Origin of the sequence: Actinomadura sp. NPDC000600 (genome assembly GCF_040492135.1) — a bacterium.
Classification (GTDB): Bacteria; Actinomycetota; Actinomycetes; order Streptosporangiales; family Streptosporangiaceae; genus Spirillospora.
The window spans coordinates 225709-248180 of the sequence record NZ_JBEUPD010000003.1; the positions used below are offsets into that span (position 1 = coordinate 225709).

At 72.7% G+C, this 22472-nt stretch carries 20 protein-coding genes; 11 read left to right on the forward strand and 9 right to left on the reverse strand.

Annotated elements, in window-relative coordinates; translation table 11 throughout:
* Window positions 1-7: 7 nt before the first annotated feature.
* The 3 genes from ABWI07_RS06240 (at window position 8) to ABWI07_RS06250 (ending at window position 4660) form a co-directional block, all read left to right on the forward strand.
* Window positions 8-457, forward strand: coding sequence for an ATP-binding protein (locus tag ABWI07_RS06240; protein WP_353817891.1), 450 nt, complete (start codon window positions 8-10; stop codon window positions 455-457).
* Window positions 458-1443: 986 nt separating this feature from the next.
* Complete coding sequence (locus ABWI07_RS06245) at window positions 1444-3906, forward strand: sodium-translocating pyrophosphatase (RefSeq protein ID WP_149260121.1); 2463 nt, start codon at window positions 1444-1446, stop codon at window positions 3904-3906.
* Between the two features lie 283 nt (window positions 3907-4189).
* On the forward strand, window positions 4190-4660 hold the full coding sequence (locus ABWI07_RS06250) for a SixA phosphatase family protein (protein ID WP_149260120.1): 471 nt from the start codon (window positions 4190-4192) through the stop codon (window positions 4658-4660).
* Window positions 4661-4664: 4 nt separating this feature from the next.
* Here the strand turns inward: ABWI07_RS06250 and ABWI07_RS06255 are convergent, their stop codons facing one another.
* From ABWI07_RS06255 to ABWI07_RS06275, 5 genes are all read right to left on the reverse strand, one after another.
* Complete coding sequence (locus tag ABWI07_RS06255; protein ID WP_149260119.1) at window positions 4665-6851, reverse strand: FUSC family protein; 2187 nt, start codon at window positions 6849-6851, stop codon at window positions 4665-4667.
* Window positions 6852-7741: 890 nt separating this feature from the next.
* Complete coding sequence (gene serB, locus ABWI07_RS06260) at window positions 7742-8995, reverse strand: phosphoserine phosphatase SerB (protein ID WP_353817892.1); 1254 nt, start codon at window positions 8993-8995, stop codon at window positions 7742-7744.
* Between the two features lie 63 nt (window positions 8996-9058).
* Window positions 9059-10102, reverse strand: coding sequence for an S-adenosylmethionine:tRNA ribosyltransferase-isomerase (locus ABWI07_RS06265; protein ID WP_149260117.1), 1044 nt, complete (start codon window positions 10100-10102; stop codon window positions 9059-9061).
* Entirely contained in the window at window positions 10099-11430 is a 1332-nt protein-coding gene (locus ABWI07_RS06270; RefSeq protein WP_353817893.1) for an MFS transporter, read from the reverse strand. The genes ABWI07_RS06265 and ABWI07_RS06270 overlap by 4 nt, the downstream gene beginning before the upstream one ends.
* Window positions 11431-11453: 23 nt before the next feature.
* The gene (locus ABWI07_RS06275; RefSeq protein WP_149260115.1) at window positions 11454-12122 is read right to left on the reverse strand and encodes an SDR family NAD(P)-dependent oxidoreductase; all 669 of its coding nucleotides are present in this window, start codon (window positions 12120-12122) and stop codon (window positions 11454-11456) included.
* Window positions 12123-12336: 214 nt separating this feature from the next.
* Here ABWI07_RS06275 and ABWI07_RS06280 point away from each other — a divergent pair, with 214 nt between their 5' ends.
* The 5 genes from ABWI07_RS06280 to ABWI07_RS06300 all read left to right on the forward strand — a co-directional run bounded on the left by ABWI07_RS06280 (window position 12337) and on the right by ABWI07_RS06300 (window position 16657).
* Window positions 12337-13476 (forward strand): GAF domain-containing sensor histidine kinase, encoded by a 1140-nt coding sequence (locus tag ABWI07_RS06280; protein ID WP_149260114.1) that lies wholly within the window; start codon window positions 12337-12339, stop codon window positions 13474-13476.
* Window positions 13473-14174 carry a response regulator gene (locus tag ABWI07_RS06285; protein WP_149260113.1) on the forward strand — a complete coding sequence of 234 codons (702 nt, stop codon included), beginning with the start codon at window positions 13473-13475 and terminating at the stop codon, window positions 14172-14174. Before ABWI07_RS06280 ends, ABWI07_RS06285 begins: the two co-directional genes overlap by 4 nt.
* Window positions 14175-14210: 36 nt before the next feature.
* Window positions 14211-14996: a PP2C family protein-serine/threonine phosphatase gene (locus ABWI07_RS06290; protein WP_149260112.1), complete on the forward strand. Its 786-nt coding sequence runs from the start codon at window positions 14211-14213 to the stop codon at window positions 14994-14996.
* A 562-nt stretch (window positions 14997-15558) separates the two neighbouring features.
* Window positions 15559-15846 (forward strand): DUF2752 domain-containing protein, encoded by a 288-nt coding sequence (locus ABWI07_RS06295; protein WP_235036885.1) that lies wholly within the window; start codon window positions 15559-15561, stop codon window positions 15844-15846.
* A gap of 88 nt (window positions 15847-15934) precedes the next feature.
* Window positions 15935-16657, forward strand: a complete 723-nt coding sequence (locus tag ABWI07_RS06300; RefSeq protein WP_149260111.1) for an RDD family protein — start codon at window positions 15935-15937, stop codon at window positions 16655-16657.
* A gap of 64 nt (window positions 16658-16721) precedes the next feature.
* Here ABWI07_RS06300 and ABWI07_RS06305 read toward each other — a convergent pair whose 3' ends face one another.
* Window positions 16722-17489 (reverse strand): Rv1486c family protein, encoded by a 768-nt coding sequence (locus ABWI07_RS06305; RefSeq protein WP_353817895.1) that lies wholly within the window; start codon window positions 17487-17489, stop codon window positions 16722-16724.
* Between the two features lie 226 nt (window positions 17490-17715).
* On the opposite strand from ABWI07_RS06305, the gene ABWI07_RS06310 reads away from it, so the two are divergent.
* From ABWI07_RS06310 to ABWI07_RS06320, 3 genes are all read left to right on the forward strand, one after another.
* The gene (locus tag ABWI07_RS06310) at window positions 17716-18504 is read left to right on the forward strand and encodes an ABC transporter ATP-binding protein (protein ID WP_149260109.1); all 789 of its coding nucleotides are present in this window, start codon (window positions 17716-17718) and stop codon (window positions 18502-18504) included.
* A 106-nt stretch (window positions 18505-18610) separates the two neighbouring features.
* Window positions 18611-19381: a sulfite exporter TauE/SafE family protein gene (locus ABWI07_RS06315; RefSeq protein WP_149260108.1), complete on the forward strand. Its 771-nt coding sequence runs from the start codon at window positions 18611-18613 to the stop codon at window positions 19379-19381.
* 89 nt (window positions 19382-19470) lie between these two features.
* Window positions 19471-19710: a DUF8836 family protein gene (locus tag ABWI07_RS06320; RefSeq protein ID WP_149260107.1), complete on the forward strand. Its 240-nt coding sequence runs from the start codon at window positions 19471-19473 to the stop codon at window positions 19708-19710.
* A gap of 55 nt (window positions 19711-19765) precedes the next feature.
* Here the strand turns inward: ABWI07_RS06320 and ABWI07_RS06325 are convergent, their stop codons facing one another.
* From ABWI07_RS06325 to ABWI07_RS06335, 3 genes are all read right to left on the reverse strand, one after another.
* Window positions 19766-20452, reverse strand: a complete 687-nt coding sequence (locus ABWI07_RS06325) for a class F sortase (RefSeq protein WP_353817896.1) — start codon at window positions 20450-20452, stop codon at window positions 19766-19768.
* Between the two features lie 4 nt (window positions 20453-20456).
* Window positions 20457-21137 (reverse strand): SH3 domain-containing protein, encoded by a 681-nt coding sequence (locus tag ABWI07_RS06330; RefSeq protein ID WP_353817897.1) that lies wholly within the window; start codon window positions 21135-21137, stop codon window positions 20457-20459.
* Between the two features lie 384 nt (window positions 21138-21521).
* Entirely contained in the window at window positions 21522-22436 is a 915-nt protein-coding gene (locus ABWI07_RS06335; protein ID WP_149260104.1) for a Rieske (2Fe-2S) protein, read from the reverse strand.
* Window positions 22437-22472: the final 36 nt, after the last annotated feature.

Genomic DNA, 22472 nt, shown 5'->3' on the forward strand with positions numbered 1-22472 from the left:
GGCTGAAATGTCGACTGTTGAACTGTCCTTCAGCGCGCTGCCCGTCCACGTTCGGACCGCCCGGCTGATCGTGACCGCCGTCGCCCGCCGCAGCGGGGTCGCCGAACCTCTGCTGGACGAGGTGCGGCTCGCGGTCGGCGAGGCGTGCTCCCGTGCCGTGGAAGCGCATCGCCGGCACTGCCCGGACGAACCCGTCAGCCTCGAGCTGCGCGGCGAGAAAGGCCGCTTCGAGGTGACCGTCAGCGACACCGTCCCCGGCGACCTTCCCCCGGAGGGGCTCCCCGCCGCCGCCCTGGACGAGGGAGTGGACGAGTTCGAGTACGGCCTGGGTGAGGGCACCGCTGAACTGGGTCTGGCCGTCATCGCCGGGCTCGCCGACGACGTGGAGATCGCGACCACGCCGAAGGGGGTCCAGATACGGATGAGCTGGCCGGCCGAAGCCGAGGCGACCATCTAGCTGTGTTTATTGGCAGTGCTCTCCTTCTTCGGGCCTGGGGGCCCGAAGAAGGAGAGCACTGCGGGCGATCGCTGGCATCGCTCCGTCTCGCCTGGCGGCTCGCTGCGCGATCAGGTTCTCGCTCCGCTTGAACCTGCCTTCGGACGCGATCGCAACCATTGAGGTCGTTGCGTGGTTGCTGTGATGGCTGAGGTCGTCGCGCGGACCCCTACGGCGCAGGTACCACTACCGCCCTCGTGACGAGCGTCCGCGGCGCCGAGCGCCAACGCCCCTGCGCCAACGCCCCTGCGCCAACGCCGCGCCTTTGGGCGCTGGCCTCCTAGGCAAGCTCTCGGCACGAATACGCCACAGAGCGCGAGTAAACCGAGCCACAGGCACACTGCGCCGCTGCGCCCCCCGGAGGCGCAGGGCTGCCCCACGGGCGTATGAGGCGTCTTGCCTGGTCTGATCGCGGCTCGCATGTCGCTGCGCCTCGCCCCTCCTTCTGGAGTCGGGTACGGGGGCGTGGAGGCGGGGTGTGCGGGTCCGGGCGGGTGGGGCCGCGGGGGGCGCGGGTGGGGCTTGTGGGGCTGGTGGTGCGGGGGGTGTGAGATTCTCTTGTGATCGTCGGAGGTTCGACCCGATTTGGGTCTGGACATATTCCGTGTTAATGCCTAGCTTGAATGCGGACGCCGGTGGTCGTGCCGATGTGCCGGTCATGCCCCGCGCCCGTCAGGGTATCGGCGGGGTAATAAGCGCCTGGCCCGGTCTGACCTGGGAGGACGCTGTCCGATCAGGCCAATGGGTCAATTTCCGGCGTATCGCGTGTTTCATTTCGGCGACATCTTCATGAAGGGCGTCGCGGCCTTAACATTCGACTTACGCGTGCGTAGACTCCCGGCACCCGCGTTGCCGTGCGAGGCGTTCGAAATCATGACTCGTGGGGTACGCGGTAAAGATCGCTTTTATGTCGGTCGCGATCGCAACGCCCCTGTCGAGGAGGACGGATGCCCGGGTTTTCCCTGTCAAGCCCGGCCAGCGCTGAAGTGGATCTCGGCGGCGGCGACCTTTCCCTGGTCGTCGTCGTCGCCGTGATCGCACTGCTCGCACTGGCCGTCGCCGCGGGTCTCGTACGCGATGTCCTGGCCGCCGGCCAGGGCACCGCCAAGATGCAAGAGATCGCGCGCGCCGTTCAGGTGGGCGCAGGCGCCTACCTGAAACGCCAGTTCCGCACGGTCGCGATCTTCGTGGTCCTGATCCCGCTCGTCCTGCTGCTCCTGCCCGCCGACTCCACCGGCGAGCGGATCGGCCGGTCCGTCTTCTTCGTCATCGGCGCGATCTTCTCCGCCGTCACCGGGTTCACCGGCATGTGGCTGGCCGTCCGGGGCAACGTCCGGGTCGCCGCGGCCGCCCGCGAGGAGGGCGGCGAGAAGACCGCGATGCGGATCGCCTTCCGCACCGGCGGCGTCGCGGGCATGTTCACCGTCGGCCTCGGCCTGTTCGGCGCCGCCGTCGTCGTCCTCGCCTACCAGGGCGACGCGCCGAAGGTGCTGGAGGGCTTCGGGTTCGGCGCCGCGCTGCTCGCCATGTTCATGCGAGTCGGCGGCGGCATCTTCACCAAGGCCGCCGACGTCGGCGCCGACCTGGTCGGCAAGGTCGAGCAGGGCATCCCCGAGGACGACCCGCGCAACGCGGCGACGATCGCCGACAACGTGGGCGACAACGTCGGCGACTGCGCCGGCATGGCCGCCGACCTGTTCGAGTCGTACGCGGTCATGCTCGTCGCGGCGCTGATCCTCGGCACCGCGGCGTTCGGCAACCAGGGCCTGGTGTTCCCGCTGATCGTGCCGATGATCGGCGTGATCACCGCGGTGATCGGCATCTTCGCGGTGGCGCCCCGCGCCGGCGACCGCTCCGGGATGACCGCGATCAACCGGGGCTTCTTCATCTCCGCGGCGATCTCGGCGATCCTCGTCGCGGTCGCCGCGTTCGTGTACCTGCCCTCGTCCTTCGCGGAGCTGGACGGCGTCCGCGACAAGGCCATCGCCGGACTGGACGCCGACCCGCGCTGGGTCGCGCTCGGCTCCGTCCTGATCGGCATCGTGCTCGCCAGCGCGATCCAGCTGCTCACCGGCTACTTCACCGAGACCAACCGCAAGCCGGTCAAGGAGGTCACCGACAGCGCCAGGACCGGCCCCGCGACCGTCATCCTGTCGGGCATCTCGCTCGGCCTGGAGTCGGCCGTCTACACCGCGCTGGTGATCGGTGCCGCCGTCTACGGGGCGTTCCTGCTCGGCTTCGGCAACACCACCGTCGCGCTGTTCGCGGTGGCGATGGCCGGCACCGGGCTGCTCACCACCGTCGGCGTGATCGTCTCGATGGACACCTTCGGGCCCGTCTCCGACAACGCCCAGGGCATCGCCGAGATGTCCGGGGACGTCCAGGGCGAGGCCGCCGCGGTGCTGGAGCGGCTGGACGCGGTGGGCAACACCACCAAGGCCATCACCAAGGGCATCGCGATCGCGACGGCGGTGCTCGCCGCGACCGCGCTGTTCGGCTCGTTCCGGACGACGGTGATCGCGGCGCTCGACGGCGCCTCGAAGAGCGCCAGGGACGCGATCGGCGCGGACTTCCTGAACTTCAACCTGTCGATCGCGAGCCCGAACGTGCTGATCGGGCTGATCATCGGCGCGGCCGTGGTGTTCATGTTCTCCGGCCTGGCGATCATGGCGGTGGGCCGCGCGGCGGGCCGGGTCGTGGTCGAGGTGCGCGAGCAGTTCCGCACCAAGCCCGGGATCATGGACTACACCGAGAAGCCCGACTACGACCGGGTCGTGGACATCTGCACCCGGGACGCGCAGCGCGAGCTCGCCACCCCGGGCCTGCTGGCGATCATGACGCCGATCGCGGTCGGCTTCGCCCTCGGGTACGCGCCCCTCGGCGCCTACCTCGGCGGCGCCATCGCGGCGGGCGTGCTGATGGCGGTGTTCCTCGCCAACTCCGGCGGCGCCTGGGACAACGCCAAGAAGCTCGTCGAGGAGGGCCACCTCGGCGGCAAGGGCAGCGAGGCGCACGAGGCCACGATCATCGGCGACACGGTCGGCGACCCCTTCAAGGACACCGCCGGTCCCGCGATCAACCCGCTGATCAAGGTGATGAACCTGGTCGCGCTGCTGATCGCGGACGCGGTGGTGACCTATGCGGGCAACACGCCGCTGCGCGTCGGGGTCACCGTGCTGTCCGTCGCGGTCGTCGTCGCGGCGATCGTGATCTCCAAGCGGCGCGCCGACCCGATCGGCGGGCAGTCCGGCGACCCGGCCGTCGAGGGCGGCAAGCCGGAGCCCGGCGCCGTGCGGAACGGCGACGGCGCGGCGTCCCTCGAGAAGGGCCGGGAGGCCGCGGTCGGCGCCGACTCGGCCGGGACCAAGGCCGAGTCGGGCACCGAGGAGTCGTCCGCCGGGAAGTCCTGACCGCCTGAACGCAAGGGGGCCGGTGGCGACACGCCACCGGCCCCCTTCCGCGTCTCCGGGGGTCCCGTCCCGAGCGCGCGGGACCGGTCGTACGCTGTACGGGAGAGCGGGGACGTCCGTCCTCGATGCAGCGCGTATCGAACTCGGGAGGCGGCCGTGGCGAGCGGCGGCAAGCCGACGATGTCGGGGCCCAAGGGCTTCGCCATCGTGCTCGGCGGAATGCTCGGCATCATGCTCGTGCTCTGGACCCTGGCGGCCCTCGTGGCCCCCTAATGTGGCGGCCATGCCCACGCTCATCGTGCTCCGCCACGCCAAGGCCGAGGCCGGCTTCGGCAAACCCGACATCGATCGCGCCCTGACCGACCGCGGACGCCGCGACGCGACCGCGACCGGGGAGTGGCTCCGCGCGGGCGGGCTCGCCCCCGACCGCGTGCTGTGCTCGCCCGCCGTCCGCACCCGGGAGACGCTCGCCCGGCTGGCGCTCGACGCGGAGGCCGGCTTCGAGCCCGGCATCTACGACAACGACCCCGAGGGGCTCCTCGCCCTCATCCGCGAGACGCCGGACGAGTCCGAACGGCTCCTGCTGGTCGGGCACAACCCGTCGGTGCACCAACTCGTCCACGATCTGACCGGCCAGGCTCCCGACGCCTTCCCCACCTGCGCCCTCGCCGTGATCGACCTTCCGTCCGGAGACTGGGTGGACGTCCGGCCCGGCCTCGGCGAACTCCGCACCGTCCGCACTCCGAAGGACTGACGGTTCACCGGCGCGGCGCGGCGGCCTCCAGCGACGACTCGATGACCTGGTTCACGTCCCGGCGCAGCTCCCTGATCGTGTAGCGCGTCCCGGAGACCTGCAGCAGGGCGTGCCGGAGCGGCGTGAGCTCGTCCGGGCCGACGCCCTCCTTGAGCTCCGCGCGGCGCCGCCGGGTGAGCGTGGACAGGTAGGAGTCGAGTTCGGCGAGTTCATCGGCGAGCTCCTCGACGGGCGCGCCCGCCTCCGGGTCGCGCTCCCCCGGCTCCTCCAGCAGGCCGGCCGCCTCCTCCAGCTGGTCGGCCAGGCGGTCGAGGATCTCGGGGATCGGCCCGGTGTCCACGGCCTGCTCGCGGGACATCTTCGCGACCGCGATGAGGTGGTCGCGGGCGCGGTGCGCGGCGGCCGCGGCCCTGCGCAGCCGGTCCGTCAACCCGGTGTCGGGCACCCGCTCGTGGCCGAGCCGCGTCCGGGTCTCGGCGACCGCCTCGGCCGCCCGCTCCGCGGTGACGATCGTGTCGTGCGGCAGCCGGACCTTCTCCCCGGAGAGGACGTCCGCCGTCGCCCGGACGAGCCCCGCGTGCGTGCGCATGAGCCGTTCGAGCTGGCCGGGCAGCAGTTCGAGGTGCCCGGCGGGCCACAGCGTCAAGGCGGCGAAGTACGCCAGGAGCGACCCGGCGAGCGTCAGCGCGATCCGCGCGCCGGCGGTGCGCCAGTCGGCGGGGGTGGAGAAGTCCAGCAGCATCATCGCCAGCGGCGTCCCGAACAGCGCCCAGTAGGCGAAGTTCACCGACTCCATCGCGAACCCGGCCACCGCGAAGCAGAACGCGAACCCCACGACCGTCGGCTGCCCGGGGGCGAGCGTCAGGATGACCGCGGCGACGGCGGCCCCGGCCGCGGTGCCCCCGACGCGCTGGACGAGCCGGTCCACGGTCTCGCCGTAGGTGGCGCGCAGGCTCAGCATCGCGGTGATCGTGAGCCAGTGCCCGTACCGGATCCCCAGCACGGTGGTGAGAGCCATCGACACGGCCGCCGTCACGTACACCCGCGACACCTGCCGGAACCTCGGGGACCGCGTGCGGACGGCGCGGCGCACCCGGTCCCAGAGCGGCATCGGGTCGAGCGTGCCGGGGATCCGCGGCACCGCGAACCCGATGCGCAGGCCGCCCGCGACGAGCCGGCGCGTGGAGGCGACCTCGCCGGCGATGCGGTCGATGGAGCGGCGCACCTGGCCGATCAGCGCGACCGCGACGAGGTCCTCGTCGCCGGCGAGCCCGGCGCGCCTGATCTGCTCGGCGGCGCGGCCCATCCGCCGGACGGCGGCGGACTCCTCGCGGCCGAGCGGCGCCTCCCCCGCCGTCGCGACCGCCCCGGCCAGCAGCCGCAGCCGCGCCGCCAGCGCCGAGATCGCCGTCTGCGTCTCCAACTGCCACTCGCGGTCCGGCGGATAGTTCTTCGCCGCCTCCAGGACGGCCTGGAGCGTCACCGTCTCGTGGAGCACGCGCCCCAGCGCGTCGATGAGCCGCTCGGGCCTTGTTGGTTCGTTCCCCGGCCGCCCCGTCCGGTACAGCGCGTAGGTGGCGCGCACCGCCGTCAGCGACTCCGAGGCCGCCCGCCGCTTGGCCTCCCAGTCCGGGATCCGGGTCACCGCCAGCAGGTCGGGATTCGTCATCTCGACGGAGTCGAGGGGCCCGGCGTCATGGGCGCCCACGTCCTGCGCCACGGCGTCCAGCGCCTCGGCGACCGCGTCCGCGGACTCGCTCAGCGCCTCCCGCAGCGGACGCAGCCGCCGCGCGGGCCACGGCGCCAGCAGCAGCCCGGCGGTGAGGAGCCCGCCCACCAGCTCCAGCAGCCCGATGCCCAGCACGTCCGCGGACGGCGGCCGGATGGCGCTCAACAGCACCGCGAGCCCGGCGGTCGACCCGATCCGCGGCACCGCCACGCCGAGCGCGACCAGCGGCGGCACCACGATCACGGCCGGCCACGGATGCCCGCTGAGCAGCCCGCCCACCCCGGCCCCGACCGCGACGATCAGCACGCCCACCGTGAGATCGCGCGCCCGCGCCCCGTAGGGCCCCTCCGGCGCCCGCTGCGCGACCAGGTAGGCCCCGAGCGCGATCACCGACCCCTGCGCGGCATGCCCGGTCAGCGCCCCCGCGAGCAGCGGCACGGCCACCGCGATCGCGGAGGCCAACCCATAGAACGGCGCGGCCCGCCCATGAACTTGGGCATAAGCCCCCCGAGCCCGCCGAAGCATGGGAGGTGTTTACCCAGGGGGGCGACCCCCTGGAACCCGCTGTGTCTTCCCAGGGGGGCGACCCCCTGGAACCCCCGTTGCGAGCCGGGCGATCCTCACGCTGCGCTGCCCAGGGGTAGCGACCCCCCTGGAACCCCCCGTTACGAGCCGGGCGATCCTCACGCCACGGTGCGGGTTTCTGTGCCCGTGCGGGTTTGTTGCGTGGCGCTGCGGTCGCCCGGCTCGGCGGGTCGGGCGACCTCCAGGCGCTTAGAGCGCCTTCCGGCCGCCCGACCCGCGCCGTCGCTCAGGTCCACTCCAAGAGCGTGATGGGGTGGCACGTCCAAGAGCGTTGGGCGTGGACGGTTCACACCCTCTTGGACTGGGGCCTTCGCCGGGGCGCGGGCAGGCGCGTGGAGCGAGTGCAGCGAGCGCAACGCGCATGCCCGCCGACGCGGGCGACCGCAGCGACGTCACGCTGGCCGTCACAGGCACGACAGGCCGCAACGGCGGCGTGAGGATCGCCTGCGTCGTGACGGGGGTTCCAGGGGGTCGCCCCCTGGGCAAACACAGTGCGGGCAGGCGCGTGGAGCGAGTGCAGCGAGCGCAGCGCGCGTGCCCGCCGACGCGGGCGACCGCAGCGACGCCACGCTGGCCGTCACGGGCACAGCTACCGCAACGGCGGCGTGAGGATCGCCTGCGTCGTGACGGGGGTTCCAGGGGGTCGCCCCCCTGGGCAAACACAGTGCGGGCAGGTGCGTGGAGCGAGTGCAGCGAGCGCAACGCGCGTGCCCGCCGAGCCGGGCGACCGGAGCGCCACGCCACAAACCCGCACGGGCACGAAGACCTCAGCCGTGGCGTGAGGATTGCCCGGCTCGTGACGGGGGTTCCAGGGGGTCGCCCCCCTGGGAGTCAAGAGCGTCGGCGGCCTCTACCTCTTCGCGGGAGATGCCCAGTAGGAAGACGATCGTGTCCAGGTAGGGGACGTTCACGGCTGTGTCGGCGGCCTCGCGGACGACCGGTTTGGCGTTGTAGGCGATGCCCAGGCCGGCGGCCTGGAGCATGTCGAGGTCGTTGGCGCCGTCGCCGATCGCCACGGTCTGGCTGATCGGGATGCGGGCCTCGCGGGCGAAGCGCTCCAGGGCGGCGGCCTTGCCGGCGCGGTCGATGACCTGGCCGGTGACGCGGCCGGTGAGCTTGCCGTTCTGGATCTCCAGGGTGTTGGCGGCGGAGTAGTCGATGCCGAGGTCCTCGACGAGGGCGTCGGTGACCTGGGTGAAGCCGCCGCTGACGATCGCGAACTTGTAGTCGAGGCGCTTGAGGGTGCGGACCATGGTGCGGGCCCCGGCGGCGAGGCGGAGCTTGTCGCGGACGGCGTCGATGGCGGAGGCGTCCAGGCCGGCGAGGAGCGCGACCCGCTCGCGCAGGGAGCCCTCGAAGTCGAGTTCGCCGCGCATGGCGGCCTCGGTGACCTTGGCGACCTCGTCGAGGCAGCCGGCGTGCTCGGCGAGCAGCTCGATGACCTCGCCCTGGATGAGGGTGGAGTCGACGTCCATGACGATGAGCCGCTTGGCGCGCCGGTGCAGGCCGCTGTGCTGGACGGCGACGTCGACCCGCTGCTCGACGGCCTCGGCGGTGAGGGCGGCGCGCAGCGCGTCGGGGTCGGCGCCGGAGACGTCCATCTCGATGCAGGTGACGGGGTTCTGGGCGAGGCGCTCGATGCGGTCGATGTTGGCGCCGTGCGCGGAGATCCGCCCGGAGATGCCGGCCATGGCGGCGGGCATCAGCGGGTTGCCGAGGACGGTGACGTGCAGGCGCCCGCTGCGCTTCGGCATCCGCTTGTTGCGCCCGGTGGACAGCTCGATCTCCATGTCGAGGTCGTTCGCGACGCGTTCGGCGGCGTTCCAGACCCGTCCGATGTCGGCGCCCTCGGAGTAGGCGAGCAGGACGCCGAGGACGAGCCGGCCGCGGATCACGACCTGCTCGACGTCCGCCACCGTCAGCGGGAACTCCGAGAGTGTGCGGAAGAGGCGGGACGTGACGCCGGGGCGGTCGCGTCCGGTGAGTGTGATGAGCAGCGTGCGCTCTGCTGACCCGTCCATAACTGATACCAACGGTACCGGCCGCGCCGGGAGCCCCGCCCGTGAGGTCCGGCATGCGAGACGCTATCCGGGCAGGATGAGGTTCAGGTCGCCGAACTCGTGCCAGAGGTAGCTCTCGGCGAGGGCGGCCTCGTAGGTGGCGGTGAGCAGGGCGCGGCCCGCGATGGCGGTCAGCATCATCAGGTGGGACGACTTGGGCTCGTGCAGGCCCGTGAGGAGGCCGTCCACGGCTTGGACACCGCCCTCTGGGGTCACGACGTGCTCCGTCCAGCCGGAGGACGCCTGGACGCGTCCGGCGGCGTCCACGGCCGTCTCCAGGGCGCGCACGGCGGTGGTGCCGACGGCGATCACCCGGTGGCCGTGCTCCCGGACGTGCCCGACCAGCGCCGCCGTCGGCTCGGGGACGGTGTAGCGCTCGGCGTAGGGCGGTTCGTGGGCCTCGGGGGACGCGACGCCCGTGTGGAGGGTGATCGGGGCGATCAGGACGCCGCGCGACACCAGCCGAGTCACGAGCTCGGGCGTGAACGGGCGGGCGGCGCTCGGCATCTCCGCGCCGCCGGCGGATCGGTCGTGGGCGAAGGCGGTCTGGTAGGCGGCGGCCGGCCAGTCGCGGCGGACGTACCCGTACCGGATCGGTACTCCGTGGCGCCGCAGGTAGGGGACGACGTCGGTGCTCAGCCGGGCCTGCCAGAGCCGGTCGGACTCGCCCCGGGAGGGGTGCCGGTGGCGTCCGACGAGGGTGAGGGTGGCGCCGCCGGGCATCGGGATCCACTCGCCGGGGCTGCCCCCGGTGTACGGGCGGCTGGCCTTGCCGGTGAGGCGGCGCAGCTCGACGAGCCACAGCCGGTCGTCGGCGCCGGGCACCGGGGTGGAGAAGTGCACGCTGATCCGGTCGAGCCGGACGGCGGCGGGCAGCGTGGCCGAGGTGTTGACCACGAGCAGGTCGCCCGGGTCGAGCAGCGCGGGCAGGTCGCGGAACGCGTGGTGGGAGACCTCGCCGGCGGCGCGCCGGGAGACCAGGAGCCGGACGCCGTCGCGGGTCCGGCCGCGCGCCTCGGGCGGCTCGTGGGCCTCCAGCGCGGCTGGGAGGGTGAAGTCGACAGTCATGTCCGGACCTCCAGACGGAGAGCGGCGATCACGCCGAACGCGGCGATCGCGGCGAACAGCGCCCCGGCGACGGCGAGCCCGGCGTCCAGCCGGGCGGCGCCGAAGCCGGTGACCAGCGCGCCCGCGACGCCGACCACGAGGGACGAGCCGAGGGTGTCGCTGATCTGCAGCGCGGACGAGTTGACGCCCTGCTCGTCCTCGGCCGACAGGTCGAGCAGCAGGACCGAGAGGCTGCCGATCGAGAAGCCCATCCCGGCGCCGCCGACGACCCACGCGGGGGCGGCGAGCCAGCCGGAGAACTGGAGGGCGACGGTGGCGAGGACGATCCCGGACGTCACGAGCACGGCGCCGAGGAGGGCGTAGAACTCGCGGGGGCGCTCGGACCGGCCCTGGATCTGGGACGCCGCCGACCAGCCGAGGGCGCCGACCGTCAGGACGATCCCCGCCTGCGTGGCGCTGAAGTCGTGCAGCCGGGTCAGCGCCAGCGGGATGAAGACGTCGGTGCCGAAGAAGGCCCCCGACAGCAGGCCCCGGACGAGGATCACGCTCGGCAGGCCGCGGCGGAGCCGGAGCGTCCCGGCGGGCACCAGCCGGGGCAGCCCGAACGCCAGGCCGGCGAGGCCTGCGAGGGCCGCGGGCAGCATCGTCCAGCCCGAGCCGTCGAGGCCGTAGAGGAGGACGCCGGTGCCGGCGGCGACGCAGAGCGCGGCCGGGTACCGCGACCGGCCCGGAGCGCGGGCGGCGCCGGACGGCGCGATGCCGCGCAGCACGGGGAGCAGCAGCAGCGCCGGCGGGATCACCAGCGGAACGAGGCCGAGGAACACCCAGCGCCAGCCGGCGTGCTCGGCCAGGGCGCCCCCGGCCGCCGGGCCGATCAGCGACGGCAGCACCCAGGCGGCCGACAGGGCGGCGAACACCCGGGACCGCAGGTCCTCCGGGTAGACGCGGGCGATCACCACGTACAGGGCGACGAGCGGGACGCCCGTGCCGAGGCCCTGCACGGCGCGTCCGGCGACGAACACCCACATGGACGGCGCCGCGCCCGCGACCAGGAGCCCGGCGACGAACACGCCGAGCCCGACCAGGAACGGCCGGGTCGGTCCCGACCGGTCGACCCAGCCGCCCGCGAGCACGGTGGCCAGCAGGCTCGTGATCAGGGTCGCGCTGAAGCCCCACGCGTACAGGGCCAGGCCGTCCAGGTCGTTCGCGACCACCGGCATGACGGTGCCGACGGCCATGCTCTCGAACGCCAGCAGCGTCACGACCAGGACGATCCCGAAGGTCGCGGCCCGGAGACCCGCGCCCAATATGCCCTGTTCTGTTGTCACCCGATCATGATCAAGGACGGCCGTCATCGCGCCGCCGCCAGGTCCGCCGCGCGGTAGCGCCCGCTGGGGAGGCGGCCGGAGACGAGCCGGTGGAGCGCGGCGGCGGCCTCCTCGGGCGGCGGGGCCGCGTCCGCGTCCTCGCCGGCCGCGCGGAGCATGGCGGTGTTCATCTCGCCCGGGTCCGCCCACCACACGGCCACGTCGGGCTCCTCGGCCGCGAGGACGTTCGACAGCTGCTCGAGTGCGGCCTTGGACGCCCCGTAGCCGCCCCACGTCTCATAGCCCTCCACGGCCGCGTCCGAGGTGATGTTGAGGATCGCGCCGCGCCGCTCCCGCAGGCCGGGCAGGACGGCCTGGATCAGGGCGAGCGGCGCAAGGACGTTCGTCGCGAAGGTGTCCGCCAGGTCGTCCGCGGGAAGCGAGGCGAGCCGGGGCATCGGCGTCGGGCCGAGCGTGCTCGCGTTGTTGACGAGCAGGTCGAGCCCGCTTTCGACCGCGCGGGCGAGGGCGGCCCGGTGCGCGGGGTCGGCGACGTCCCCGGGGATCGCCGTCGCCCCGGTCTCGTCGGCGACCGCCCGCAGGTCGCCGGGATCGCGGGCGTCGATGACGAGGTTCCAGCCGTCCTCCGCGAGGGTGCGGGCGAGAGCCCGGCCGAGGCCCCGCGAGGCCCCGGTGATCAGTGCCGTCTTCATGCCCTCGACGCTAGGAACCGGCGCGTCCGGAGGCATCGGCCGACGGGCCCTTCGGACGGTCGTCAGATGGTCCTAGGACCGGCGTCCCCCGCGCATGGGAGGGCCGGGGCGGCACGTACTCCCGGCGGCTGATTCGAGAAGACCCGCCTAGAGAGTACGGTCTTCACATGCGGGCGCCGCAGGGCGTCCGCCGGGGGGAGAACGAGAGGCCGGGATGGTGACCGACGAGGGCTGCCGCGGCGACCAGGGCGCGACCCTGCACGCCGTCAGCTCCGCCGTGCTCGCGGTGACCCGGCACCTGTCCGTGCACGAGGTCCTCCAGGTGATCGTCCGGGCGGCGGCGCAGCTGCTGGACGCCCGCTACGCGGCCCTCGGGGTGCCCGACGACGAGGGCTCGTTCGCCGAGTTCGTCGTCGAGGGCGTCTCGGAAGAGGAATGGGAGCGGATCGGCCCGCTGCCCCGCCAGCACGGCATGCTCGCCGCGATGCTGAAGGCCGACGCGCCGAAGCGCCTCAGCGACATCCGCAAGGAGGCCGAGTTCGAGGGCTGGCCGGTGGCGCACCCCGTCCTGAAGGACTTCCTCGGCGTGCCGATCCGCGACGGCGAGGACATCCTCGGCATCATCTTCCTGGCCAACAAGCGCCGTCCGGGCGGCTTCACCCAGGACGACGAGGACCTGCTCACCCTCTTCGCCGCGCACGCCGCCATCGCGATGGCGAACGCCCGCCTGTACGAGCACAACCGCGAGCTGACGGTCGTCGCCGAACGCAACCGGCTCGCCCGCGAACTGCACGACGCCGTCGCGCAGAAGCTGTTCTCGCTGCGGCTGACGGCCCGCACCGCGTCCGCGCTGGCCGAGCGCGACCCGGTCCGGACCGTCCGGGAGCTCCAGCAGGTGGAGCGGCTCGCCGCCGAGGCCCTCGCCGAGCTGCGCGCCGTCATCTTCGAGCTGCGTCCCGCCGATCTGGCGGACGGCCTCGTGGCGTCGCTGCGCAAGCACGTCGAGGTCCTCGACCGGGCGCACGAGGCCACGGTCCGCCTCTGCGCGGACGAAGCCGTCGTCCTGCCGGAGGGGCACGAGGCCGTCGCCTACCGCATCACCCAGGAGGCGCTCTACAACGCGCTGCGCCACGCCGGGGCGGGCACCGTGCAGGTCCGTCTCCGCACGGAGGAGGAGCGGGCCGTGCTTGAAGTCTCCGACGACGGCACGGGTTTCGACGCGTCCGAGGTGGAGCCCCAGGGCGGGCTGGGTCTCACCTCCATGCGCGAGAGGGCGTACTCGATCGGCGGCGAGCTCACGATCGACGCCACGCCCGGCGGAGGCACGACCGTCCGGCTGGAGGTGCCGCTGTGAGCGCCGTACGGGGAAAGATCAGGGTCCTCATCGCCGACGACCATCCGGTCGTCCGGCAGGGCCTGCGCACCTTCCTCGGCATCCAGGACGACATCGAGGTCGTCGGGGAGGCCGAGGACGGCACGTCGGCCGTGACACTGGCCGAATCCCTGGAGCCCGATATCGTGCTCATGGACCTCAAGATGCCGGGCGCCGACGGCCTGACCGCGCTGGCGGAGCTGCGGGCTCGCGGGGTGACGGCACGGGTCCTCGTCCTGACCAGCGTGACGGAACGCGGGCACGTGCTGCCGGCGGTCCAGGCCGGGGCGGCCGGGTACCTGTACAAGGACGTCGACCCGCAGGCGCTCGTCCAGGCGATCCGGGCGGTCAACGACGGGCACGTCCTGTTCGCGCCCGACGCGGCCGAGGCGATGCTGCGGGACGGGACGGCGGGTGGTGCGGGAGGGGACGACCGCGGCCTCGCCGCGCTGACCGAACGGGAACGGGAGGTGCTCGTGCACATAGCGCGGGGCAGGTCCAACCGCGAGATCGCCCGCGCCCTCGTGGTGTCCGAGAAGACGGTCAAGACGCACGTCAGTAATCTGCTCATGAAACTGGGAGTCCAGGATCGGACGCAGGCGGCGCTCTACGCTGTCCGGCATGGTGTCGGAAACACGAGTGCCGCCGGTGAAAGCGGGAAGACCACCGCCCGCGGCTGATACAACTCCTCTGACAGGATCGTCATCGAAATTGGTATGAACGTAGCAATCAGGTACGCAGCAGGCAGCGACATCGGGTGCAACCGGGAGAACAACGAGGACTCCGGGTACGCCGGTGCGCGGTTGATCGCGGTCGCGGACGGCATGGGCGGGTATGCGGGCGGCGAGGTCGCGAGCTCGACCGTCATCGGCTCCCTGCGCTCGCTGGACACCGATGCCCATAAAGACGATCTTGTCGACATGCTGGGCCGCGCCGTGGCCGAGGCCAACGAGAAGTTGCGCATCGTCCGGGAGGAACGCCCCGACCTGAGCCGGATGGGCACCACGCTCACCGCCATGCTCTGGTCCGGCGAGTCCGTCGCGCTGGCGCACGTCGGAGACTCGCGCGGCTACCTGCTGCGCGACGGCGAGCTCTTCCAGATGACGCAGGACCACACCATGGACGAGCTGCTCAAGGCGGAGGCCGAGCAGGCCGGCCAGGTGGCCGACCCCGCCGAGACGTCCCGGCTCTCGCACGTGCTGTACCGGGTGCTGGACGGCCGCGACGACCGCGAGCCCGACCTGCGCCTGCGCGAGGCCCGCCTGGGCGACCGCTACCTCCTGTGCTCGGACGGCCTGAGCGGCCCGGTCGACGCGCAGAAGATCTACGAGGTGCTGTCCGCCGAGGCCGACCCGCAGCGCGCCGTCGACCGGCTCATCGAGCAGGCCCGCGAGAACGGCGGCCCCGACAACATCACCGCCGTCATCGCCGACGTCGTCGAGGCCGAGCACCTCTCCGGCACCGAGGGCCCCGTCGTCGTCGGCGCCGCCGCCCAGGCCTGACCCCGCCCCGGCCCCTGCTCCCGGGCCGGACGGTCGGACCGGCCCGGACGCCGCACGCCTTCGTCATGTCCCGGGCCGGACAGGGCGGCGTCGACGAGCGTTTCCCCCTCCGCGATGCCGCACGGGGTGCTCGGCTTCCCGCCGCCCCCGCACATCCCCGGCCGCCTGCGGATCGCGGGCTCGCCGCGTTCACCGAGTGCCGGAATCGGACGATTCATTCATGCTCTAACGCGAAAGAGTGCCCATATAGCTGGCGATTTGTCCTACTCTTGCCCGAGAGGTGGTGTCGCCTAGCGATGAGTAACGGTCCCGTAGCGGATCGTTGCCAGGACTTGACCCACCATAGGGTGCACCCGATATACGGGTCACTCACCTGTATGTCATCGAGGCGGAGGATTCGTTGGGGGGAGCGCCCGGGGCGGCGTCCGCCGGTGTACCGCAAGGTGCGCTCGGGGGGATCGTCAGCCGGACCCTCACCGCAGCGCGGCACAGACACCTGGGTGTGGTGCTGCGCGTCGCGGCGATGGCCGTAGCGGCCGTCGGCGCGTCATGGATCCATCGCGTGAACGACCCCGGCGTGCTCTGTCCCCTGCGGGCGCTCACCGGAATCCCGTGTCCCCTGTGCGGGGGCACGACCGTGTTCATCGAGTTCGGCTCGGGCCGCCCCGGCCACGCCGTCCTCGCGAACCCGGTCGCGCTCACCGGCGCCGTCGCCGTCGCCGCCGCACCGCTGGGACTGGGTGAACGGTGGTGGGCACTCCAGCCGAAGACCCGTGCCTGGATGCTCGGCACCGCCCTCGTCGGGTCGGAGCTGTGGCAGCTCGTCCGGTTCGGTGTTCTGCGGGTTTGAGCCGCGGTCGGTCCTCGGTCAGACTTGCGGAGCCCACCGGGTCCGGCGGGCGTCACATAACCACAGGGTCAATCTATAAGGAGCAAGTGTGGGCAACCCCTACGACCCGTACGGTCAGCAGCCGGGCTACGGGCAGCAACAGCCCGGGTACGGCCAGCAGCCCCCGGCGCAGCCCGGCTACGGCCAGCCCGGCGGGCAGCCCGGGTACGGCCAGCAGCCCCCGGCGCAGCCCGGTTACGGCCAGCCCCCGGCCCAGCCGGGCTACGGCCAGCAGCCCCCGGCGCAGCCCGGCTACGGCCAGCAGCCCTCGGCCCAGCCCGGTTACGGTGCGCCCTCGGCGCCGTCCCAGCCGGGTTACGAGGTGCACCACCACCACTACGGCTCGACCGGCCAGCTCGCCGAGTGGGGCTCGCGCGCCGGCGGCTACATCATCGACTACCTGATCTTCGCCGGTCCGGTGTTCGTGCTGTACATCCTGATGATCGTCCTCAGCAGCTCCGGCAGCAGCGGCGCGGCCCTGTTCGGCCTCCTGCTCATGCTGATCGGCGCGGCCATCTCCATCGCGGGCGGCCTGTGGATCTGCTACCAGGAGGGCACCACCGGCCAGTCCATCGGCAAGCGGCAGATGGGCATCCGCCTCGTCAGCGCGCAGACCGGCCAGCCCATCGGCTTCGGCATGGCGTTCGTGCGCAAGCTCGCGCACATCGCCGACAGCTTCCTGTGCTACATCGGCTTCCTCTGGCCGCTGTGGGACGAGCGCAAGCAGACCTTCGCCGACAAGATCTGCAACACCATCGTGGTCCGCGCCTGACCCACGACCCACGAGAGCGGGGCGTCCCACCCGGGACGCCCCGCTTCGCGTTGCAAGCCCTCCGCTAGCGCTCCGCTCCGGGAACCGGATCGAATGCGCTATTACAAGCCGCCACCAGGGCGCGGCGGACGGCGCCGTCCAGCAGGCGGAGGGCCTCGTCGCGGCGCCTCATCTGGTCGGCGCTGAGGCCGCGGTCGTCCATCTGCCGGGCGAGGTCGACGACGAGGGAGAGGCGGCCGGCGAGGGCGGCGACGCGGTGGGCGCGGGGCGGGTAGCCGGGGGCCAGCGGATGGTCGCCGCGGTCGGGGTCGCGCAGGTCGACGAGCGCGTCCGCGATCTCGGGCGGCACGCCGGCGAAGTCGTCGACGGCCAGCAGCGCCTCGGTGGCGTCCCGCATGGCGAGGGTGAGCCGGTGGTCGGCCTCCGCCAGGGACGGGACGTCGGGCGGGGCCGCCGACGCGTCGTGCGTCGTCCAGCGGACGCCGACGTAGGACGAGCCGCGCCGGTCCACCGAGGGGACGAGCCCCATCGCCCGCCCGTCGAGGACGGCGACGACGGCGGCGCCCGCATCGATCGCCGCGCGGTTGAAGGACGGCGGGCCGGTCAGCCCCAGCGGGTCGCCCGGTTCCGGCAGCGCCAGCCGCAGCGCCGCCAGCCCGCCGACGCGCAGGTCGCCGAGGCCGCGCCGCAGCGTCACCTCGGCGGGCTCGCCACCGACGATCTGCGGGCCCGCGCTCTTCTCGATCTCGTCGACCGCCTCGTCCAGGCCGACGTGCCCCGTCAGCCAGGCATTGCCCCAGGCGACGAGGGCGATCGCGACGGCCCTGCTCATACGTCCGTGCTCATTCTCGGTCTCGTGCGTTCCGTAATGGGCATGCGATCCACGATAAGCGCTCAGATCGCCGGTGCCACCGGACGTAAGGGACCTCTCGCGTTGCGGGCGGGTACCGGAGGCGGACTCCGGGTGCGGTCCCGGGGGGCCACGGACGCCCCGAATCGCATAGGTTCTTTCCTGCAAGCGGGAGCACGGACCACCGGATTGGGGACGAAGGCGCGCGATGGCAGGCGAGGTACTTCAACTCCGCGGAGTCGGGGTCAGGCGCGGCGCGGCCGCCCTTCTGCAGGACGTCACGTGGACGGTGAACGAGGGCGACCGGTGGGTCATCGTCGGTCCGAACGGCGCGGGCAAGACCACGTTGCTGCAGGTCGCCGCCGCGATGCTGCATCCCACCGAGGGCAGCGTCGAGATCCTGGAGGAGGAGCTCGGCCGCACCGACGTGTTCGAGCTCCGTCCCCGCATCGGCCTCGCCAGCTCCTCCCTCGCGGAGAAGGTCCCGGCCGGTGAGACCGTCCTCGACCTCGTGCTGACCGCCTCGTACGCGATCCTCGGCCGCTGGCGGGAGGAGTACGACTCCACCGACCTCGACCGGGCGGTGGCGCTGCTGGACGCCCTCGGCTGCGCCGACCTGATCCGCCGCACGTTCAGCACGCTGTCGGAGGGCGAGCGCAAGCGGGTCCAGATCGCCCGCGCGCTGATGCCCGACCCCGAGCTGCTGCTGCTGGACGAGCCCGCCGCCGGTCTCGACCTCGGCGGCCGCGAGGACCTCGTCGCCCGCCTCGCCGCCCTCGCCGACGATCCTGCCGCGCCCGCCATGGCGATGGTCACCCACCACGTGGAGGAGGTCCCCGAGGGCTTCACCCACGCGCTGCTGCTGCGCGGCGGCGGGATCGTCGCGCAGGGCAAGGTGGACGAGGTCTTCACCCCCGAGCACCTGTCGGAGACCTTCGGGCTCCCGCTCGCCATCGACCGCCAGAACGGCCGCTGGTACGCCCGCTCGGCCCGCTGAATCGGGGCAGGACGCCACATAACACCCCCCGACCGGCCGGGGTCCGCGGCGGGTTCCCTACGATGTGCGCACTGTCGGGAACTCGGAGCACAGGGATGGGGCGGTCGTGAATCTCCTGGACGCGGTCGCCGTCTTCGCGGCCGGTGTGGCCGCCGGAGGCATCAACACCGTCGTCGGGTCCGGCTCCCTGATCACTTTTCCGACCCTGGTCGCGCTCGGCTACCCGCCCGTGGTCGCGAACATCTCCAACAACATCGGGCTCGTCCCGGGCGGCGTGACGGGCGCCTACGGCTACCGCCACGAGCTGAAGGGGCAGCGCGGCCGGCTGACGCGGCTCGCCACCGGCTCGTTCATCGGGGCCGTGATCGGCGGGCTGCTCCTGCTCGGCCTGCCTCCCGAGGCGTTCAACGTCATCGTCGTCGCGCTGATCATCATCGCGCTGGTCCTCGTGGTCGTGCAGCCCCGCCTGCAGAAGTGGATGCTGCGGCGCCGCGAGGGTGAGCACCGCCCCCACGGGGGCCCGGCGCTGTGGGTCGGCGTGCTCCTCGCGGGCATGTACGGCGGCTACTTCGGCGCCGCGCAGGGCATCATCCTCATCGCCCTCCTCGGCATCATGCTGGACGACGACCTCCAGCGCCTGAACGCGGGCAAGAACGTCCTGTCGGCCGTCGTGAACGGCACCGCCGCGATCCTGTTCACGCTCATGTGGCTGCTCGGCCGCGCCGAGATCAACTGGTGGGTCGTCCTGCTCATCGCCGCCGGGTCCACCTGCGGAGGCATGATCGGGGCCTCGGTCGGCCGCCGCATCCCGCCGTTGGCGCTGCGCGCCGTGATCGTCGTCGTGGGCATCGTCGCGATCGTCAATCTTCTCGCCTGACCAGGGGTTTCGCCCCGTTTGTGACGGTTGCCGATCCGATGTTCCGGGTATAAGTCGAATATACGTTCGACTACCGGAGGTTCGCGCGGATGAAGGGCGACAGGGTCGAGATCGTGATCGACGCCGGGGGCGAGGGGACGCGGACGTACGAGGTCGCGGCGAGCCGGGCGGGGCGCCGCGTGGAGGTCGCGACGCGGCGCGGCGTCGTGGAGGTCAGCGAGGTCACCCGGACGGGCACGCCCGTCCGCACGGCCCGCTTCATGGCGAGCCGGGTGCTGGCCCTGGTGGAGCACCCCGTGGCCACCGACGGCGCCGAGCCCCCCGGCTGACCGCGGGCGGGCGGCCGCCGGGCACTGCCCGGTCCCGGCGCCGCCGGCACCCCGGTCAGGAGTTGCGCCGGGTCTCCGGAGCGGCGTTCCGCGGGCCGGGGATCAGGGTCGCGTAGACGATGATGTTGTCCAGGTAGTGGCCCCGCTTGCGGTCGAACTTCCCGCCGCAGGTGATCAGGCGCAGTTCGGGCCCGGCCTGCTGTCCGTAGACGCTGTCGGAAGGGAACTCGTCCTTGTCGACGCGCTGGATCCGGTCGATGCGGAAGGCGGGCGACGTCCCGTCCCCGCGGACGACCTCGATCCTGCGCCCCGGACGGAGCGCTCCAAGGCTGTAGAAGGCACCGGGGCCGGTCTTGGAGTCGACGTGGCCGACGAGCACGCTGTTGCCGTCCTCGCCCGGCGTCGGGCCCTCCTTCCACCAGCCCACCTCCCGGACGCGGCTGAGCGGCGGCACGCCGAGCGTCCCGTCCCGTTCCGTGGCGACGGGACGGATCGGCGCGTCGACCTTGATGGACGGTATTTTGATCCGTTTCGGAATCGACCGCGGAAAGGCGATGGCGGGTGCCGGCTCCGCGTTTCTGGGGCCGGGCAGTACGAGATCCGAGGACGGCGGTTGCGGCGGCGGACCGGCGTGGTCGCGCACCAGTCCGACGACGAACATCGCGGTCCCCGTCGCGATGAGCGCGGCGGCCAGCCGATACGAGGTTCGGCTCGGCCGGCCGTCGCGCCTTCTCCTGTCCATGGGCTCAGGAAACGCCCTTCACCTGGCGGCGACGGGTCACGACGGCGATGCCGCCGCCCAGGGCGAGGACCCCGGCGCCGGCGCCGGCCAGCATCGGGAAGCCCGCCATCGAGGTGCCGCCGCCACCGGCGTCGACACGGCCCACCGGGTGGCCCGACCGGAGGTACTTGCTGGAGACCCACTTGCCGATCCAGGCCTGCGGGACGCCGCCGTACAGCCGGACCCAGCCGTTCTTGCTCTTGCAGTCGGCGTTGACGCGGGTGCCGTACTTCAGGGTGCCGACCTGCGGGTACTTCACGCCCGGGCCGGTGCGGACCGCCAGGCCGTGCTTGGCGACGGCGGTGTACCCGCAGCCGAGCGGCTTGAGATAGGTCCGGGAGACCCACTTGCCGATCCAGGCCTGCGGGACGCCGCCGCGCAGCTGGGTCCAGCCGCTGTTCTTGCAGTCGGCGGTGATGTGGGCGCCGTACTTCAGGGTGCCGACCTGGTGGAACTTCACGCCCGGGCCCATGCGGACCGCCAGGCCGTGCTTGGCGGTGACCACGTACCGGCAGGCCGGGAGCGGGGCGGCCGCCTGGTTCACGGTGGTCGCCGCCTCGGCGGTGTGCGCGGTGGCCGCGCCGGCGACCGCGCCGCCGGACAGCAGCGTCAGTCCGCTCGCCGCACCGGCCACGGCGAGTGCCATGCCGGTTCGCGTGCTCGTCCTCATACTTCCCCCCACGAAATGATCTTCGATGCCGGAGGTGTCCGGCATGGTTTCCTTGATCACGCTTCCCGAGGGGAATTCCACGCATGTCGTCCAGGTCGCAAACATTGGGTTTAGTGATCAGTGCCCACCGTGAAGGCTTTGTCGCAGAACCGCCAATTGCAATCTTCATACCGCTGGCGAAAGCCACATAGTGGACAACTATTCTCCCTCTTAAGGGGTCAATATGGGAAAACCGGATGATCTCCCCAGCGTTCGGACATGCAGCCGCAAGCCCGGAAGGCGGCGGGGCCGTGTGAGGCTCGCGTGCGGGCATGCGCGAAGGCGCCCGCGCACCTGCGCGAGCGCCTTGGGCGGGAGAGGTCAGGTCGGGCGGACCTGGAGGGTGCCCTCCTCGGTCACGCGGGTCTCGAAGGACGGCTGGCGGGCCGTGGCCGGGCCGTGGACGACGGAGCCGTCCGCCACGCGGAACGTGCTGCCGTGCCACGGGCACACGACGCAGGCGTCGGCCTCGTCGTCGGTGAGGATGCGGCCCTGGTGGAGCGGTCCGGCGAGGTGGCTGCAGCGGTCGGCGAGGACGTGCACCTCCTCGCCCCGACGCAGCACGAACAGGTCGATGTAGCCGAGCCGCCGGGAGACGGGCCACCCGTCGGGAAGGTCCTCGACGGCGCACAGGTCGTGCCATCCGAGGGGGACCAGGTGGGCGAGCTGGTCGGCGTGGCTGGCGCCGGCGGCCTGCCGGAACGCCAGGTGCCCGCCGAGGTAGGCGCCCGCGACGAGGGCGCCGAGGCCCGCGAAGCCGAACGCGCGCCCGGCGGCGTCCCGGCCCTGGTAGCGGGCCACGAACGATGCCGAGTACAGCATGCTCGCGGTGGCCGTCCCGGCGGCGTGGACGAGCCCGACGCGCTGCTGCTCGCGGTGCAGGGCGGACCAGTCGGCGATGCCGGTGAGGACGGTCGGGACCGCGCCGGCGAGCCCGGCGGCGACCAGCACCTGCGAGGCGCGCCGCGTACCGGGCATGAGGTCCAGCACGGCGGCCGACATCCACAGCCCGATGGGCAGGTCGGTGAGCGGCGGATGGGCGGGGTGGCCGACCGGGACGCCGTGGAGGGCGTCCTTGAGCGGCCCTGGACGCAGGACGCGCCGTACGGCCCCGGAGATCGTCCGGATGGGGCGGTCCAGGGCGCGGGCGTGCTCCAGCCCCTCGGTCGCGTCGGCCAGCCGCGCGGTCGCCTGGGGGCTCGTCCCGCGCCGGAAGATGTTGACCCGTCGGTTCATGCCCCTCCTCCGCGGTCCTGATGGGACGCCTGTTGC

Excerpts from the sequence above, each read along its gene's own strand:
- ABWI07_RS06280 (WP_149260114.1), top strand. The coding sequence starts at position 12,337 with ATGGTGACCGACGAGGGCTGCCGCGGCGACCAGGGCGCGACCCTGCAC.
- ABWI07_RS06335 (WP_149260104.1), bottom strand. The coding sequence starts at position 22,436 with ATGAACCGACGGGTCAACATCTTCCGGCGCGGGACGAGCCCCCAGGCG.
- ABWI07_RS06325 (WP_353817896.1), bottom strand. The coding sequence starts at position 20,452 with ATGGACAGGAGAAGGCGCGACGGCCGGCCGAGCCGAACCTCGTATCGG.
- ABWI07_RS06265 (WP_149260117.1), bottom strand. The coding sequence starts at position 10,102 with ATGACTGTCGACTTCACCCTCCCAGCCGCGCTGGAGGCCCACGAGCCG.
- serB (WP_353817892.1), bottom strand. The coding sequence starts at position 8,995 with ATGGACGGGTCAGCAGAGCGCACGCTGCTCATCACACTCACCGGACGC.
- ABWI07_RS06290 (WP_149260112.1), top strand. The coding sequence starts at position 14,211 with ATGAACGTAGCAATCAGGTACGCAGCAGGCAGCGACATCGGGTGCAAC.
- ABWI07_RS06275 (WP_149260115.1), bottom strand. The coding sequence starts at position 12,122 with ATGAAGACGGCACTGATCACCGGGGCCTCGCGGGGCCTCGGCCGGGCT.
- ABWI07_RS06245 (WP_149260121.1), top strand. The coding sequence starts at position 1,444 with ATGCCCGGGTTTTCCCTGTCAAGCCCGGCCAGCGCTGAAGTGGATCTC.
- ABWI07_RS06320 (WP_149260107.1), top strand. The coding sequence starts at position 19,471 with ATGAAGGGCGACAGGGTCGAGATCGTGATCGACGCCGGGGGCGAGGGG.
- ABWI07_RS06250 (WP_149260120.1), top strand. The coding sequence starts at position 4,190 with ATGCCCACGCTCATCGTGCTCCGCCACGCCAAGGCCGAGGCCGGCTTC.
- ABWI07_RS06330 (WP_353817897.1), bottom strand. The coding sequence starts at position 21,137 with ATGGCACTCGCCGTGGCCGGTGCGGCGAGCGGACTGACGCTGCTGTCC.
- ABWI07_RS06305 (WP_353817895.1), bottom strand. The coding sequence starts at position 17,489 with ATGAGCAGGGCCGTCGCGATCGCCCTCGTCGCCTGGGGCAATGCCTGG.
- ABWI07_RS06240 (WP_353817891.1), top strand. The coding sequence starts at position 8 with ATGTCGACTGTTGAACTGTCCTTCAGCGCGCTGCCCGTCCACGTTCGG.
- ABWI07_RS06310 (WP_149260109.1), top strand. The coding sequence starts at position 17,716 with ATGGCAGGCGAGGTACTTCAACTCCGCGGAGTCGGGGTCAGGCGCGGC.